Source organism: Nonomuraea jabiensis (assembly GCF_014204795.1).
GTDB lineage: Bacteria > Actinomycetota > Actinomycetes > Streptosporangiales > Streptosporangiaceae > Nonomuraea > Nonomuraea jabiensis.
This window is the reverse complement of the sequence record NZ_JACHMB010000001.1, coordinates 1,583,156-1,596,926: the sequence shown is the minus strand read 5'-3', so window position 1 is coordinate 1,596,926 and position 13,771 is coordinate 1,583,156. Positions and strand designations below refer to the sequence as shown.

Genomic DNA, 13,771 nt, shown 5'->3' with positions numbered 1-13,771 from the left:
CGATGAGGTATGCGGGGCTCGGGCTCGCTTTCGTGTCCTCCTGGTGTTTCGCGTTCTCGGGGCCGATGGCCAAGTACCTGATCACCGCTGGGCTGGCGCCGATCGAGGCCGTCTGGACGCGGATGGCGGGCGCGGGGCTGCTGCTGGTGGCCGTGCTGGCCGTGGTGAAGCCCAGGGCGCTGCGGATCCCCAGGTCCAGGCTGCCGTTCTTCGGGCTGTATGCGGTGATGGCGGTGGCCGGGGTGCAGTCGCTGTATTTCGTGGCGATCACGCGGCTGCCGGTGGGGATCGCGCTGCTGCTGGAGTTCATGGCGCCGGTGATGGTGGTGGCCTGGGTGCGGTTCGTACGGAAGGTGCGGCTCGCGCGGGCGGCCTACATCGGGGCGGTCGTCGCGGTCGTGGGCCTCGGGATCGTGGTCGAGGCGTGGCAGGGGATGCGGCTGGATGGGCTGGGCCTGCTGCTCGGCCTGCTGGCCGGGGCGTGCTGCGCCGGATATTTCCTGATGAACGATAGCTTCGGCGACGACGTGGACCCGCTCGGCCTCATCGCCTGGGGGATGGCGGGGGCGGCCGTGGTGCTGATCCCGTTCGCCCGGCCGTGGGACATCCCGTGGGACGCTTTCACGGCCACCGTGGCGCCGGAGGGCGGCCGGACGCTGCCGGTGCTGGGGGCGTACCTGTGGATGGTGCTGATCGCGACCGTGATCGCGTACATCCTGGGGGTGAACGCCGTGCGGCGGCTGTCGGCCGCGGTGGGGGCCACGGTCGCCTCGCTCGAGGTCATCGGCGGCGCGGTGGTGGCCTGGGCCCTGGTCGGCGAGACGCTGGGCGTCTTCCAGATCGTGGGTGGCCTGCTCGTGCTGTCCGGCGCGCTGCTCGCCCAGACCGCCACGGCGAGCGCCTCGCCGTCACCGGCGGCGGAGCGCGACGCGGAGCCCGTGGCCGCCAGGAACTGACCTCCTCAGAGGCGGGCGGGGGTGAGGCGCAGGACCGTGGAGTCGCGGGCCCAGCGCTCGGTGAGGTGCTCGCTGTCGAGGGCGTTGAGCCGCTCCTTGGCCAGCGCGGCCACGGCGTCGGCCGCCGCGGCCTGGTCGACGACCGCGACCGCGGCCTCGAACTCCACCAGCCTGGCGCCGTTGTCCTTGCTGCGCAGCGTGACGTGGACCCGGTCGAGCGCGTCGAGGCCGGGCAGCGCCTGCTCCTCGCCGCCCGTCACGAGGTAGATCGCGCCGTCGTGCCAGGTGTGCCAGGCCAGGCGGGGACGGTCGAGGGTGAGCCAGAGGATGCCGGACTTCTTGGCGCCCTCCTCGATGGCCGCGGTGTCGTCGCTCACAGCTTCGACTGTAGTCCGTCCCGGCCGGGACAGTAGCGTGTGTCGCATGCGCTCACGCCGTTCCGTGCTCGCCGTGCCAGGCAGCAACCCCAGGTTCCTGGAGAAGGCCCAGACCCTGCCCGTCGACGAGGTCTTCCTCGACCTCGAGGACGCCGTCGCGCCGCTGGCCAAGGAGGAGGCGCGCAAGAACATCGTGACCGCGCTCCGCGAGGGCGACTGGTCCGGCAAGACGCGCGTGGTCAGGGTCAACGACCTCACGACGCAGTGGACGTACCGGGACGTGATCGAGGTCGTCGAGGGGGCGGGGGAGTTCCTCGACTGCCTGATCCTGCCCAAGGTGCAGGACCCGACCGAGGTCGTCTGGCTCGACACGCTGCTCACCCAGATCGAGAAGACCATGGGATACGAGGTGGGCCGCATCGGCATCGAGGCGCAGATCGAGAACGCCCGCGGCCTGGTGAACGCCGACGCCATCGCCGGCTCCTCCAAGCGCCTGGAGACGCTGGTCTTCGGGCCGGCGGACTTCATGGCGTCGATCAACATGCGTACGCTCGTCGTCGGCGAGCAGCCGCCCGGCTACGTCGAGGGCGACGCCTACCACTACATCCTCATGCGGCTGCTCATGGCCGCCAGGATGCACGACCTGCAGGTCATCGACGGGCCCTACCTGCAGATCAAGGACGTCGAGGGCTTCAGACGGGCCGCCAGGAGGTCGGCGGCGCTCGGGTTCGACGGCAAGTGGGTGCTGCATCCCGCCCAGGTGGACGCGGCCAACGAGGTCTTCTCGCCGTCGCAGGACGACTATGACCACGCCGAGCTCATCTTGGAGGCGTACGAGTACTACACCTCGGTCGAGAAGCGCGGCGCGGCCATGCTGGGCGACGAGATGATCGACGAGGCCTCGCGCAAGATGGCGCTCGTCGTGGCGGCCAAGGGGCGGGCCGCCGGGTTGAGGCGGACGAAGAGCTTCACACCTTGAGGCCGATGGCGGTGAAGAACCAGAACGACGACGTCAGCCAGAGCCCGATCAGCGCGGTGAACGCCAGCCCGCCGAGCACCGGCAGCGTCCAGCCGGGCGTGTCGTGCTTGGGCAGGGCCAGCATCTTCGCCGTGAACACGCCGTAGAAGAAGCAGCCGAGCAGCGAGTGCGCGAGCACCCGCGGCACGTCGTACTGCAGGCCCAGGGCGTAGAGGCAGTGGAAGGCGACGGGGATCGTGAGCAGGAACGCGATCCGCCCCGACCAGCGGTGCACACCGGGCGGGATCGTGACCCCGAGCCGGCCCCACATCGACAGGGCCGAGACGACCTGCACGATCGCGAGCACGAACGCCCCCGTCGTCAGCCACGCCTTCATCGGCAGCGCGCCGGAGAACCCGGCCACGCCCACGGCGAACCCGGTGGGCGTGTGCACGCGCCCGTAGACGCCGAGCGCGAGCGCCGCCAGGCCGCCGGCCAGCAGCGGCACGAGGAGCGGGGTCAGGCCGCGGGACTGTTGGGGTACGGCGGTCATTGCATCTCCTCGATGAAGCCGTCCACGTCCTCGGGCCGGATCGTGGTGTCGCCGACGGTCACGGGGGCTGTGGGCCGGTCGCCCTGCAGCTGCGGGATCGGCACCTGCGTGTCGCCCTCGAACGCGGCGCCGACCTGGGTGTAGCCGCCTCCCGGGTTCTTCAGCACGATCCAGCCGGCCCGGAGCTTGGCGCCCCTGACGATCGCGGTGGCGCGGTAGAGGCCCGACGGCTTGACCACCGCGGGCGCGACGAAGGTCCACTTCCTGCCGCCGACCGCGACCGAGCCCCTGGCCCGGCCGCCGCCCAGCTCGGCGGTGACCTTGGCGCTGCCGAGGCCGGTCAGTTGCAGCTCGCCGTCGGACTCGCTGCCCTTGAACCAGGCCTCGGCCTTGCCGTCGCAGAAGTAGCCGACGGCCTTGCCGTCTCTGATCGAGATCGCGATGAGGCCGCCGTTGCCCTTGACGTAGCCTCCGTAGTCCGCCTTCGCGATCTTCTTCGGCGCTGTCCGCTGAGGTGAGGCCGTAGCCTCGGCCTCCGATGAGCGTGACGGGGCCGCGGCGGTCTCGCCCGCCGACGGTGCCTCCGCGGCGGTGCTGGCGGCTTCGTCGTTGGCCGCCGGTGTCGCGGTGACGCTGGCGACACCCAGCCCCACGGCGAGCACTGCTCCCGCCGCGAGGGTGATGACAGGTCCCAGCCTTGACATGGACTGCTCCCAGGGTCGAAATGCCGTACGTCTCCGAGCATCCGCCTAAATCGGTGGGCCGTCTGTGAACTATTGCGCATCGCGCGGACAGAATGGATAGATGCAGGAGAATCCAGGGCACCAGCCGCCCGTTTACGGCATGCAGCCGCCGGTCTACCCGTATCAGCCGCCGTCCTGGTTCCTGCCGACGCCGATCGGCGCGAGTTACGACCACCTGGCGCGGAACGCCGCGACCCGCCCGTGGCGGGCGATCGTGGGCACGCTGGTCGTCGCCACCGGGTTCGTCGTGATCGGCGCGGTGGTGGTGTGGGCCGGCGTGGTGATGTCGTTGATCCTCGGGATCCCCGCGCCGCTGGAGTCCGAGGGGCAACTGTTCGGCGATCCGGTGTTCTCGCTGGTCGTGGTGTTGCTGTCGCTGGCGCCCGTGCTGCCCCTCGTGTACGGCACCGCGGCGCTCGTCCAGCGCAGGCGCCCCGGCACGCTCTCGTCGGTGGCCGGACGGCTGCGCTGGCGCTGGCTGGTGACCTGCTCGGGCCTGGCGGTGCTGGCCCTGCTGCTGGGGCAGGGCGCGCAGGCGCTCGCGCTGTCGGCGATCGGCGAGGACCCCGACCTGTTCGGCTGGGCCGGCTGGTCGGGGTTCCTGCCCGCGCTCATCGTGATCGTGCTGCTGGTGCCGTTCCAGGCGGCCGCCGAGGAGTACGTCTTCCGCGGCTGGTTCGTGCAGGCGGTCGGGGCGCACGTGCGGAATCCGGCCTGGTCCATCGTGCTCGGGTCCGCGCTGTTCATGTCGTTGCACGGGTATTCGTGGGCGGGGCTCGTGGACGTGTTCGGGTTCGGGGTCGTCATGGGCTTTCTCACGGTGCGTACCGGAGGGCTGGAGTCGGCGATCTCGCTGCACGTGCTGAACAACCTGCTGGCCTTCGGGCAGGCCGCCGCGGCCGGGCATCTGGCCGACGCGCTGGACCAGGGGAAGGTGCCGGTGCCCTGGCAGGCGTTGTCAGGAACGGTGGTGCAGCTCGGGGTATATGCGTTTGGTGTGTTGTATCTAGCCAAAAAACAGTCAATTAGCACCATTTCGGAATAAACCGGTCGGGAGGTGCCGGGAATCTCGCTAGAGAGGTCTCGCTATTCCGGCTGAGTCATGCTGGTCTGGTCCTGTGGAACGGACCAGCGTCCGCGTTCCACCCGTACGACGTTCGACCCATAGGAGGTACGGCGCGTGGCCTCCGGCCCCAGCGATCCGCTACGGCGACCGCCGGATGACGACGAACCTCGTCCCGAGGGCGCCTCTGAACCGCATTCCTCCGAAGAGCCGAGGATCAGCCATTCGCCCCCGGGCCCCACTGACGATCGGGCCAGGGGCTTACCGCTGACCTCGCCCTGGGGCATGCCGCCGTTCGCCGCCCCCATTCCGGACGACGAGCCGCAGGAGCCACCCAAGGGGCGCCGGCCGTACAGCTCGCCGACCGCCGAACCCGAGGTCGAGCCGCGGCGCCGGCCCCGCCGCGTCGTCAACCGCCCGGACAAGCTGGTCGCGGGCACCCCGCTCCATCCGCCGCAGGAGGCGCCCGAACGGTCCGAGCCGGACGCGGAGGCCGCACCCGCCCCTGAGCGGTCGTCCCGGCCCGCGCCGCCGTACCGGCTGGTGTATCCCGTGCCGGAACGCGCCGAGGCCGCCGCGCCCGCGCAGGAGCCGGCCCCCGAGCAGGACGAGGAGCCGGCCGGGTACGACGAGACCCCCGAGGCTCCGGAGCAGGACGGCGAGCCCGAGGTGCGGCGCGTCGGGCGCCCGCCGGCGGGCCGCCCCACGCGGCCGGATCTCCTCGTCGCCACCGGCGCGGCGCCGCAGGGGTCGGGCGGCCGGCACCACCGAGGCCCGGCCCCCGCCGCCGTGCGCAGGTCCAGCCCCGTACGCCGCCGCAACAGGTCCACCCCCGTCGCCCTGACCCTGGCCGTGGCGATCCTGGTGGCCGCCGGCGTGCTCGTGTGGCAGTGGACCTCGGACGAGCCCCCGGGGCTGCGGCTGGAGGCGGGCACGGGGCGCTCGGGGGACGAGCTGTTCACCGTGCCGGCCGCGGGCGACGGCACCAACCAGAAGCTCAACGACATGACGTCCGTGGGCCGCGCGGTCGTGGCGGTCGGCAGCGACACGACGAGCCCGACCCCGCGCCCGCTCTTCCTGTTCTCGCCGGACGGCGGCAAGACCTGGCAGCTCGGCCAGGTGAACGGCGCCTCCACCCCCACGGTCCGGCGGGTCGTCGGCGGCGGCGGGCGCTGGCTGGCCAGCGGCGGCGACGGCGTGTCCGGCGAACGCGGCCTGTGGACCAGCACCGACGGGTTCAGCTGGACGGCCGTGGAGGCGGCGGGCCTGGCCGCGTTCAGGTCCGGCGACCAGATCAACGACATCGCCAGGACCGCCTCCGGTTTCGTGGCCGTGGGACGCACGACGGGAGACGACGGCGGTACGGGCCCCGCGGCCTGGCGCTCCGCCGACGGCCGGACCTGGGAGCGGGCCGAGACCAGGGAGCTGGAGGTACGCGAGATCAAGGCGGTGGTCGCCAAGGGCGACACGGTCGTCGCCATCGGAGACCCCGCGGTCGGCGAGGGATCGCGGGTGCTCCGATCGGCGGACGGCGGGCGGGACTGGCAGGCGACCGCGTTCCAGCTGCCCGAGGTCGCGCCGCACACCGGGATGGTGGCCGTGTCGCCCAAGAGGTTCGTGCTGGTGCCGACGCGCTTCCCCACGTTCACGGGTGACCTGCGCGTCTACTGCTCGCCGACCGGGGCGCAGTGGTCGCAGTGCGGCTCCATCGGCGGCCTGAGCGGCGAGAGCACGGGTGTGGAGACGCTGATCTCCTACCCGTCGGGCATCGCGGCGATCACGCAGGTGGGCCTGGGCCGCTACTCGGTGCTGACCAGCACGGACGGGCGCTCGTGGAGCAAGCGGACCGACCTCGGCAACCTGCCGGGCGCGACGCTGCGCGGGTTCACGATCGCCGACGGCGGCACCCTGTTCGCCGGCGGCGACCAGGCGGTCTCCGACGTCGACAACCAGCTCGTGCTCATGGCCGCGCCCCCGCGCGACGGCGCCTCGCGCGTCCAGCTCGGCAAGGTCGAGGGCCTGACCAGGATCGCCCGCGAGACCAACGCGCTGGCCAGCTTCGCCGGCAGGTACGTCGCCGTCGGCTCGGCCTCCGGCGACGCGGGCCTGTGGACGATCAGGGACTGGGTGAGCTGGAAGTCCATGAGCCTCGGCGGCCCGGGCAAGCAGACGCTGGAGGACGTGGCGCACGGCAGCCGCGGCTGGCTGGCCGTCGGCTCGACCGAGACGAACGTGGCCGTCACCGACCCGCTCCTCGTCACCTCCGACGACGGCGAGAGCTGGAGGAAGGTGGACGTCACCGGCGACCTGGCCCGCGACCCGAACGCCCCCTCCCTGGAGACCCACGTCGTGACGGCCGGCAAGGAGGGCTACGTGCTGGCCGGCGAGGCCAAGGACCAGATGGGCACGGCGAGCGCCGCCATGTGGTTCACCCCCGACCTGCGCAAGTTCACCAGGTCGAAGAAGCTGCCGCAGGGCGGCTCCGGGGTGCGGATCTACGACGCGGTCGCCACCGGGGACGGCGGTTACGTGGCCGTGGGCGGCTCGGGCGGGTCCGACCAGGAGAGCAGCGTGGTCTGGCACTCCTCGGACGGCGTGAACTGGAGCGCGCGCAAGCGCGTGGTCCCGCCGGACGCCACGTCGGCCGGCCTCCGACGGGTCACGACTTATCAGGACAAGCTGGTGGCCGTCGGCACGGCCGTGTCGGGAGGTTCGCGGCGCGCCTTCGCGGCGGTCTCGGACGACGACGGCTCGACCTGGCAGACGGCCTGGCTGCCCGCGGACCAGGCGGCGGCGGTGTACGACCTGGCCGCGGCGGACGAGGGGCTGGTGGCCGTCGGCTGGCACGGCGTGCCGGGAGAGGGCGACAGCGCGGCCTGGACCTCGCAGGACGGCCTGTCGTGGAACCGCATGGCCCTGACCAAGGACCGGCTGGCCGGCCAGGGAGCGCAGTGGCTGACGGCGGTGGCCGTGTCGGGCTCGGAGGTCGTGGCGCTCGGGCGGTCCACCACGTACAACGCCGACCACCTGATCCTCTGGACCTCCAGCCTCACCTCGAACCGGTAGGACCAGGTGCGTGGGGCGGATGGGGCCGTGTCAGCGGGGCAGCACGCCCCAGTCGGCCAGGGACTCCAGGAGGCCGGCGGTGAGCGGCAGCCGCGCCAGCTCGTCCGGCCCGCACCAGCGCACGTCGTCGGCGTCGTCCCCGGCGACGGGCACGCCCGCCGTCACGGTGGCGAGGTAGTCGCGGATCACGTACGTGGCCCCGCCGAGGCCGGGCCGGTCCACCGTGCCCGCCAGGCGGCCCACCTCCACGCGCAGCCCGGTCTCCTCCATCACCTCGCGCCGCACGCCGTCGGCGTCCGTCTCCCCGGCCTCCAGGCGGCCACCGGGGATGGACCACAGCCCCTCGCCCGGCGGACGTCCCCGCTTGATGAGGAGCAACCGGCCGGCTGCGTCGAAGATAATCGCGCCGACACAATTTACGTGCACATGACCAACATTACGACGGGACAACGGGATGCGGCCTTGACGGGCCGGTGCCGGAGAAAGCACCGTGGGTAGTTGTGAGAGCGGCTCCAACCTGTCCTCGGTGCTTTGGCCCGCTTCACGGGCCCAGTGCGTGGTCGAGCGCGTACCGATGCGACACGCACGGTGATGTCCTGCCCTATCAACCCCCATGGCCGCCGACCGGCACGGCGTTGGAGGCCATCAGGAAGAACGCCGTGGTGCCCGTGTGGCTGCCGTGGCCGTTGCCCGCCGGCTGGCTGGTCACCGGCTTCGGGGAGGTCGGCGACGAGCGCACCGGCGCCCGGGCCAGCGTGGTCGCGCTGACGGGGCCGTCGCTGACGGAAGGCCCCGCCGACCTGCTGCTCATCGCGGAGGAGCCGGGCATCGGGCTCGGCGCGGCGTTCGCCGGGCTGGACGGCCCCGACCCGGGCGAGGGGTTCGACTCGGGGCCGCCGAACGCCAAGATCGGCGTGCTCGGGCATCCCACCGCGCTGTGGTGCGTGGACGGCGCCGTCGACCGGGCCGTCTACGCGGGCGAGGCGCTCGGCAACTGGCTGTGGGCCATCGCGTGGCCGGCCGACGCCGGCTGCATGATCGCGCTCGCCGAGCTGTCGTTGCTCGACGCCCGCGACCACGAGCTCGACGTGCCGTTCGGCGCGTTCTCGCCACGGCTCGAGGATTAGACGCGCTTTCACGCTCTCGATTCGCGCTCTGATGCAGACGGGCTAGAGTTCGGAGGCGTGACAGCGCGTATCGAGCGAGTGGTGACCGAGGGCGTCGTCGACATCGACGGCACCGAGTACAAGGTCGAGAACAACACCTGGATCATCGGTGACGACGACGAAGTCATCGTCATCGACCCGGCGCGCGACGCCGAGAAGATCCTCGAGCAGGTGGGCGAGCGGGAAGTGCTGGCCGTCATCTGCACGGCGGGCCTGCCCGACCACGTCTCCGCCGCCATCGAGGTGGCCAGCCGGGACGAGGCCGTGGTCGCCCTGCACCCCAAGGACAAGCCGCTGTGGCGGGAGACCTGGCGGGAGACCTGGCCCGACATCGACATGGAGGACGACGGCATCTTCGGTGTGGCCGACGTCCAGCTCGACGTCATGGAGACGCCCGGCGTCTCGCCCGGCGGCGTGTCGCTCTACTGCGAGGCGCTCGGGGCCGTCTTCACCGGCAAGGCCCTGCAGGCCGACGGGCCCGGCAAGCTGGCCGGCGAATACCCCGCCCTGCCCGACCAGCTGACCTCGATCGGCGGGCGGCTGTTCACGCTGCCGGCCGAGACGCGGGTGCTGGCCGCCCACGGCGACGAGGTCACGATCGGCGACCTCGAGCCGCACTTCGACGACTGGGTGTCGGGCTCGCTGACCCGTAAGGAAAGCGCCGACGACGGCCCCCTGACCGACGGCACCAGGCTCTCCGGGATCAAGCTCGACCCCGACGACGAGTGACGCCGTCAGTGCGAGGGAGCGCCGTCGCCTGGACTGAGGAGCGTCGGGAGCGTAGCGACCAGAGCGACGAGGGAAGGCGACGGCTCGGAGCGACCGAGCCCGCCTCCACGGAGTGGAGGCCATGAGCGCGCAGCTGCCGCTGGAGGGGATGCCGCGGCGGCTCTACTCGTGCACGCCGTCGCGGTTGAACGCGTGGCTCGACTGCCGCCGCCGCTACCGGTTCACCTACCTGGACCGGCCGCAGCCGTCCAAGGGCCCCGCGTGGGCGCACAACAGCGTCGGCGCGAGCGTGCACAACGCGCTGGCGGGGTGGTGGCGGGAGCCGTACGACCGCAGGACCCCGCTGACGGCCGCCATCCTGGTCACGAACGGGTGGATCGCCGAGGGGTTCAGGGACGTCGAGCAGTCGGCCCACTGGCTGGGCCGGGCCCGCGACCTCGTCTCCGGCTACGTCGCGACCTTAGATCCCAGCGACGAGCCGGTGGGCGTGGAGCGCACGGTCGCGACCCGTACCAAGGTGATGGCACTGTCCGGCCGCATCGACCGGCTCGACCGGCGCGGTGACGAGCTGGTCGTGGTCGACTACAAGACCGGCCGCCGGCCGCTCACCGAGGACGACGCCCGCTCGTCCCTCGCCCTGGCCGTGTACGCGGTCGCGGCCTCCACGATGATGCGCACGCCCTGCCGTACGGTCGAGCTCCACCACCTGCCGACCGGCGAGATCCTGGAGTGGCGGCACACGGAGGAGTCGCTGGCCCGCCACATCCGGCGCGCCGAGGACGTCGCTACGGAGGCGTCGGCGGCCGACGAGCGCTACCGCGCGCTCGTGCCCGCGCCCCCCAAGAGGAGTCCGGCCGCTTCCGGCGAGCGGCCGGCCGTCGGGCCGGCGGCGGTGCCGGACGAGATCGACGAGCTGTTCGCGCCGAACCCCGGCCCGATCTGCTCCTGGTGCGACTTCCGCCGCCACTGCCCCGAGGGCCGCTCGGCGGCCCCCGACCGCGATCCGTGGGACGGCCTCGCCGAGTGACCCGCCTGCCGGGGCGAGCGGCGGAGGGGACCGCTCGCCCCGGCTCATGGCATTTGCCGGAGGGTCCGCAGTTTCCCGCGGAGAACAGTGGTTATGACGGGAAAGTGGCACCTATCGGGCGGTTACCGGCGGCAGTGGCGCTGGGCACGCTCTTCAATCCCCTGAACTCGTCCATGATCGCCGTGGCCCTGGCCCACATCGAGGCCGAGTTCCACGTGGGCATCGCCGCAGTGACGTGGCTGGCCGGCGGGTTCTACCTGGCCGGCATCCTCGTCCCGCCCGTGATGGGCACGCTGGCCGACAGGCTGGGCCCGAGGCTGGTGTTCTGTGCCGGGCTGGTCACGATGGCCGTCACGGGCGTGCTGGCCGCGCTGGCGCCCTCGTACCCGGCGCTGGTCGCGATCAGGCTGCTGCAGGCGTTCGGAAGCTGCGCGACGATGCCCGCCGGGATGGCGATCGTGCAGGCCGTGATGCCGGGCGAGAACGGGAGGCCGCCGCCGCGCGTGATCGCGACGATCTCCATGGTGCTCACCGCCAGCGCGGCCGCCGGTCCGGTGCTCGGCGGGTTCCTGGTCTCGTTGTGGGGCTGGCGGGCGATCTTCCTGGTCAACGTCCCGCTCGCGGCGGTCGCGCTCACCGCGGCGCTGCGCTGGCTGCCCAAGGTCCGCGTGGACGGCGCGAAACAGCCCCTGCTGCCCCGGCTGAGGCCCGGGCTGCTGGCCACCTGCGGACAGTTCGCCCTGGTCAACGTGGTGTTCTACGCGGCGTTCTTCGTGGTGCCGCTGTGGGCTCAGCGCTCGGCGGGACTGCCTGCCCACATCGCCGGCCTGCTGGTGCTCCCCATGGCCGGGCTGGCGATCGTCATGACGCCGGTCGCGGTGGCGCTGGCGGCGCGGTTGGGCATGCGGACCGTGCTGGTGGCGAGCGCGGCGCTGCTGCTCGCCGGCTCCTGCCTGGTCCCCGCCGTCGGTCCCGTCTGGCTGGTGCTGGTGGCGGCGGGGCTGCTGGGGGTGGCGTCGGCGCTCAGCCAGTTCGGGCTCAACTCGCTGGTCTTCGTGCACGCCGACAGGAGCGAGACCGGGGTCGCCGTGGGGTTCTTCCAGTCGTCCAGGTACGTGGGCGCCGCGACCGCGTCTACCCTGCTCGGCGTGCTGTTCGACGGCGGGGGCATGGGCCGCAGCGGATGGACGATGGCCGGCGTGTCGGCAGTCGTGCTGGTGGGCGGCACGCTCCTGCCGGTCAGGCGGCCGGCGCCCGCGGCCACCGGCGGGGATCGGTCAGGCCCTTGAGCCCCTTGCTCACGTCGTACCCGGCCGCGCCGAGACGCTCCCTGGCGGCCCGCAGCATCTCCCTCGTGGCCGGCATGAAGGCGTGGTCGTGCACGGGCTCCGGCAGCGAGTTCATCCCCAGCCTGAACGCCCTCAGCGCGGCCGTGACCGTCGCGCGCGGCACCTCCGGCAGCGCGCCGTACATCCGCCTGGCCCAGTCCGGCAGCGTGTAGTAGCACAGCGCGCCGAACGGGAAGTAGGCGGGCTTGCCCGCCGACAGGAGCCTGAGCTCGTGCGGCAGCCTCGGCCACATCAGGAAGCGCACGGTCGAGGCCGCCTCCTCCGTGACGCGCAGGACAGGACGCATCTGCTTGAAGTAGGCGTCCATCTCCGCGCACGAGCCGGGCACGTCCTCGGGGTGCAGGCCGACGTACGCGGCGCTCTTGCGCTGCTCGTGGAGGTAGCGGTCGGCCTGGCGCTCGGTGAGGCCCAGCCCGCCGCGCCTGGCCACCTCCAGGTACGACGACACCTCCGCGCAGTGCACCCACAGCAGCAGCTCGGGATCGTCCACCCGATGGGTCCGGCCGGTGTCGGGATCGTGGATGCGCAGCGCCTTGTGGATGCCGCGCACCCGCCTGCCGATCTCGTCGGCCTGCTCCGGGCTGCCGAACGTCACGCGCCCCACGAAGTCGGCCGTGCGGCGCAGCCGTCCGAACGGGTCCTCCTGGAAGTTGGAGTTCTGCCAGACACCGCGCATCGCCAGCGGGTGCAGCGCCTGCAGCATGAGACCGCGTACGCCGCCCACCCACATCGACCGGTCGAGATGCACCTGCCACGTCGCGCTCTGCGGCGGCTGGACGACGAGGTCCTCGATGTTCGCCATAGTAAGTAAAGAATTACATGGCATTGGACTTGGTGTCCAAATAGTGTTTCTCGGCCGCGTTCCAGAACCTCACCAGCGCCGCCGCCGTCGTCTCCGGCGCCTCGACGGCGGGCGAGTGGACGGCGCCCGGCACGACCACGGACTCGGCCCCGAGCCTGGCCGCCATCTCCGACTGCGCCTCGGGCGGCCAGCCGTCGTCGTGCTCGCCGTACAGCACGAGCGTGGGCACCTCGACCTGGCGCAGCTCGTCGGTGCGGTCGTGCATGCTCAGCACCTGCTCGGCCATGCACGCCAGCGCGGTCGGAGAGTTGGTGAGCAGGCGCTTGCGCAGGAACGCCAGGATCTCGTCGGACACGTCGTTGGACAGCGCCTCGGGCTCCAGCCGGTGGTGCCACACGTGCTCCAGGCCGAACTCCTGGACCTCTTCCATGATCTTGCGGCCGTTGACCGCCCGCTTGCCCTCGATGCCCGAGGGCCCGGACCCCATCAGCGTGAACGACGCGAACCTCGTGCGCCCGTCGATCACCGCCTCCCTGGCCACCAGGCCGCCGAAGGAGTGGCCCACCAGGTGAACGGGGTCGCCGCCACCGATGATCTGGGCGAGCGCGTCGACGTCGGCGCCGAGCGCGGGGCAGGTGTAGGCGGCGGGGTCGTCGGGGCCGGGCGTCTCGTACTGGCCGCGCAGATCGACGGCGATCACCCTGCGCCCCGAGTGGGCCAGGGTCATCAGCACCGCGAGGAAGTCCTCCTTGCTGCCTGTCAGGCCGGGGACCAGGAGGGCGGGCCAGCGCTCAATCACACCACTGACCGGAAGGGCCTCCAGGACCGCGAACGTGCCCTGTGGCGTTTCGATCTTCTGTGGTGCGACGCCAGGAGGCAGATCGAGGAATCGCGGCGTACTCACGTGGGGCAACAATACCCAGAGGTCAGCGGCTCGACACCGTCACGGGCATCACGCAGGGCAAACGCGGCTCCTTGGCGG

Annotated in this window: 14 protein-coding genes; 8 read left to right on the top strand and 6 right to left on the bottom strand. The window is 72.1% G+C overall.

Translation table 11 applies throughout. The features are described 5' to 3' along the window. Positions 1–2: 2 nt before the first annotated feature. The gene (locus tag HD596_RS06810) at positions 3–956 is read left to right on the top strand and encodes an EamA family transporter (RefSeq protein ID WP_185068456.1); all 954 of its coding nucleotides are present in this window, start codon (positions 3–5) and stop codon (positions 954–956) included. A gap of 5 nt (positions 957–961) precedes the next feature. On the opposite strand, the gene HD596_RS06805 is transcribed toward HD596_RS06810, so the two are convergent. Continuing rightward, positions 962–1,333 (bottom strand): hypothetical protein, encoded by a 372-nt coding sequence (locus tag HD596_RS06805; RefSeq protein WP_185068455.1) that lies wholly within the window; start codon positions 1,331–1,333, stop codon positions 962–964. Between the two features lie 46 nt (positions 1,334–1,379). Here HD596_RS06805 and HD596_RS06800 point away from each other — a divergent pair, with 46 nt between their 5' ends. Continuing rightward, positions 1,380–2,312, top strand: coding sequence for an HpcH/HpaI aldolase/citrate lyase family protein (locus HD596_RS06800; protein WP_185068454.1), 933 nt, complete (start codon positions 1,380–1,382; stop codon positions 2,310–2,312). On the opposite strand, the gene HD596_RS06795 is transcribed toward HD596_RS06800, so the two are convergent. Then, entirely contained in the window at positions 2,302–2,844 is a 543-nt protein-coding gene (locus HD596_RS06795) for a DUF6529 family protein (protein ID WP_185068453.1), read from the bottom strand. The two genes, HD596_RS06800 and HD596_RS06795, sit on opposite strands and share 11 nt — an antisense overlap. Next, complete coding sequence (locus HD596_RS06790; RefSeq protein WP_185068452.1) at positions 2,841–3,548, bottom strand: hypothetical protein; 708 nt, start codon at positions 3,546–3,548, stop codon at positions 2,841–2,843. The genes HD596_RS06795 and HD596_RS06790 overlap by 4 nt, the downstream gene beginning before the upstream one ends. Positions 3,549–3,648: 100 nt before the next feature. Between HD596_RS06790 and HD596_RS06785 the strand changes: the two genes are divergently transcribed. Then, the gene (locus tag HD596_RS06785; RefSeq protein WP_185068451.1) at positions 3,649–4,632 is read left to right on the top strand and encodes a CPBP family intramembrane glutamic endopeptidase; all 984 of its coding nucleotides are present in this window, start codon (positions 3,649–3,651) and stop codon (positions 4,630–4,632) included. 303 nt (positions 4,633–4,935) lie between these two features. Next, on the top strand, positions 4,936–7,716 hold the full coding sequence (locus tag HD596_RS06780) for a DUF6242 domain-containing protein (protein ID WP_185068450.1): 2,781 nt from the start codon (positions 4,936–4,938) through the stop codon (positions 7,714–7,716). Positions 7,717–7,746: 30 nt separating this feature from the next. Here HD596_RS06780 and HD596_RS61375 read toward each other — a convergent pair whose 3' ends face one another. Further along, positions 7,747–8,142 carry an NUDIX hydrolase gene (locus HD596_RS61375; RefSeq protein WP_313043026.1) on the bottom strand — a complete coding sequence of 132 codons (396 nt, stop codon included), beginning with the start codon at positions 8,140–8,142 and terminating at the stop codon, positions 7,747–7,749. A 47-nt stretch (positions 8,143–8,189) separates the two neighbouring features. Between HD596_RS61375 and HD596_RS06770 the strand changes: the two genes are divergently transcribed. The 4 genes from HD596_RS06770 to HD596_RS06755 all read left to right on the top strand — a co-directional run bounded on the left by HD596_RS06770 (position 8,190) and on the right by HD596_RS06755 (position 11,927). Then, positions 8,190–8,843: a DUF6758 family protein gene (locus HD596_RS06770; protein WP_313043025.1), complete on the top strand. Its 654-nt coding sequence runs from the start codon at positions 8,190–8,192 to the stop codon at positions 8,841–8,843. 57 nt (positions 8,844–8,900) lie between these two features. Beyond that, positions 8,901–9,611 carry an MBL fold metallo-hydrolase gene (locus HD596_RS06765; protein ID WP_185068447.1) on the top strand — a complete coding sequence of 237 codons (711 nt, stop codon included), beginning with the start codon at positions 8,901–8,903 and terminating at the stop codon, positions 9,609–9,611. A 121-nt stretch (positions 9,612–9,732) separates the two neighbouring features. Next, positions 9,733–10,638: a RecB family exonuclease gene (locus HD596_RS06760; RefSeq protein ID WP_185068446.1), complete on the top strand. Its 906-nt coding sequence runs from the start codon at positions 9,733–9,735 to the stop codon at positions 10,636–10,638. A gap of 104 nt (positions 10,639–10,742) precedes the next feature. Then, complete coding sequence (locus HD596_RS06755) at positions 10,743–11,927, top strand: MFS transporter (protein WP_185068445.1); 1,185 nt, start codon at positions 10,743–10,745, stop codon at positions 11,925–11,927. Here the strand turns inward: HD596_RS06755 and HD596_RS06750 are convergent. Continuing rightward, positions 11,878–12,789 carry an oxygenase MpaB family protein gene (locus HD596_RS06750; RefSeq protein ID WP_185068444.1) on the bottom strand — a complete coding sequence of 304 codons (912 nt, stop codon included), beginning with the start codon at positions 12,787–12,789 and terminating at the stop codon, positions 11,878–11,880. The two genes, HD596_RS06755 and HD596_RS06750, sit on opposite strands and share 50 nt — an antisense overlap. A 13-nt stretch (positions 12,790–12,802) precedes the next feature. Further along, a complete protein-coding gene (locus HD596_RS06745) occupies positions 12,803–13,693 on the bottom strand; it encodes an alpha/beta fold hydrolase (protein ID WP_185068443.1) in 891 nt (296 codons plus the stop codon). Between the last annotated feature and the right edge of the window lie 78 nt (positions 13,694–13,771).

Coding starts and splice junctions, on each gene's coding strand:
- HD596_RS06810 (WP_185068456.1), top strand. CDS start 3: ATGAGGTATGCGGGGCTCGGGCTCGCTTTCGTGTCCTCCTGGTGTTTC.
- HD596_RS06800 (WP_185068454.1), top strand. CDS start 1,380: ATGCGCTCACGCCGTTCCGTGCTCGCCGTGCCAGGCAGCAACCCCAGG.
- HD596_RS06785 (WP_185068451.1), top strand. CDS start 3,649: ATGCAGGAGAATCCAGGGCACCAGCCGCCCGTTTACGGCATGCAGCCG.
- HD596_RS06760 (WP_185068446.1), top strand. CDS start 9,733: ATGAGCGCGCAGCTGCCGCTGGAGGGGATGCCGCGGCGGCTCTACTCG.
- HD596_RS06795 (WP_185068453.1), bottom strand. CDS start 2,844: ATGACCGCCGTACCCCAACAGTCCCGCGGCCTGACCCCGCTCCTCGTG.
- HD596_RS06750 (WP_185068444.1), bottom strand. CDS start 12,789: ATGGCGAACATCGAGGACCTCGTCGTCCAGCCGCCGCAGAGCGCGACG.
- HD596_RS06790 (WP_185068452.1), bottom strand. CDS start 3,548: ATGTCAAGGCTGGGACCTGTCATCACCCTCGCGGCGGGAGCAGTGCTC.
- HD596_RS06780 (WP_185068450.1), top strand. CDS start 4,936: ATGCCGCCGTTCGCCGCCCCCATTCCGGACGACGAGCCGCAGGAGCCA.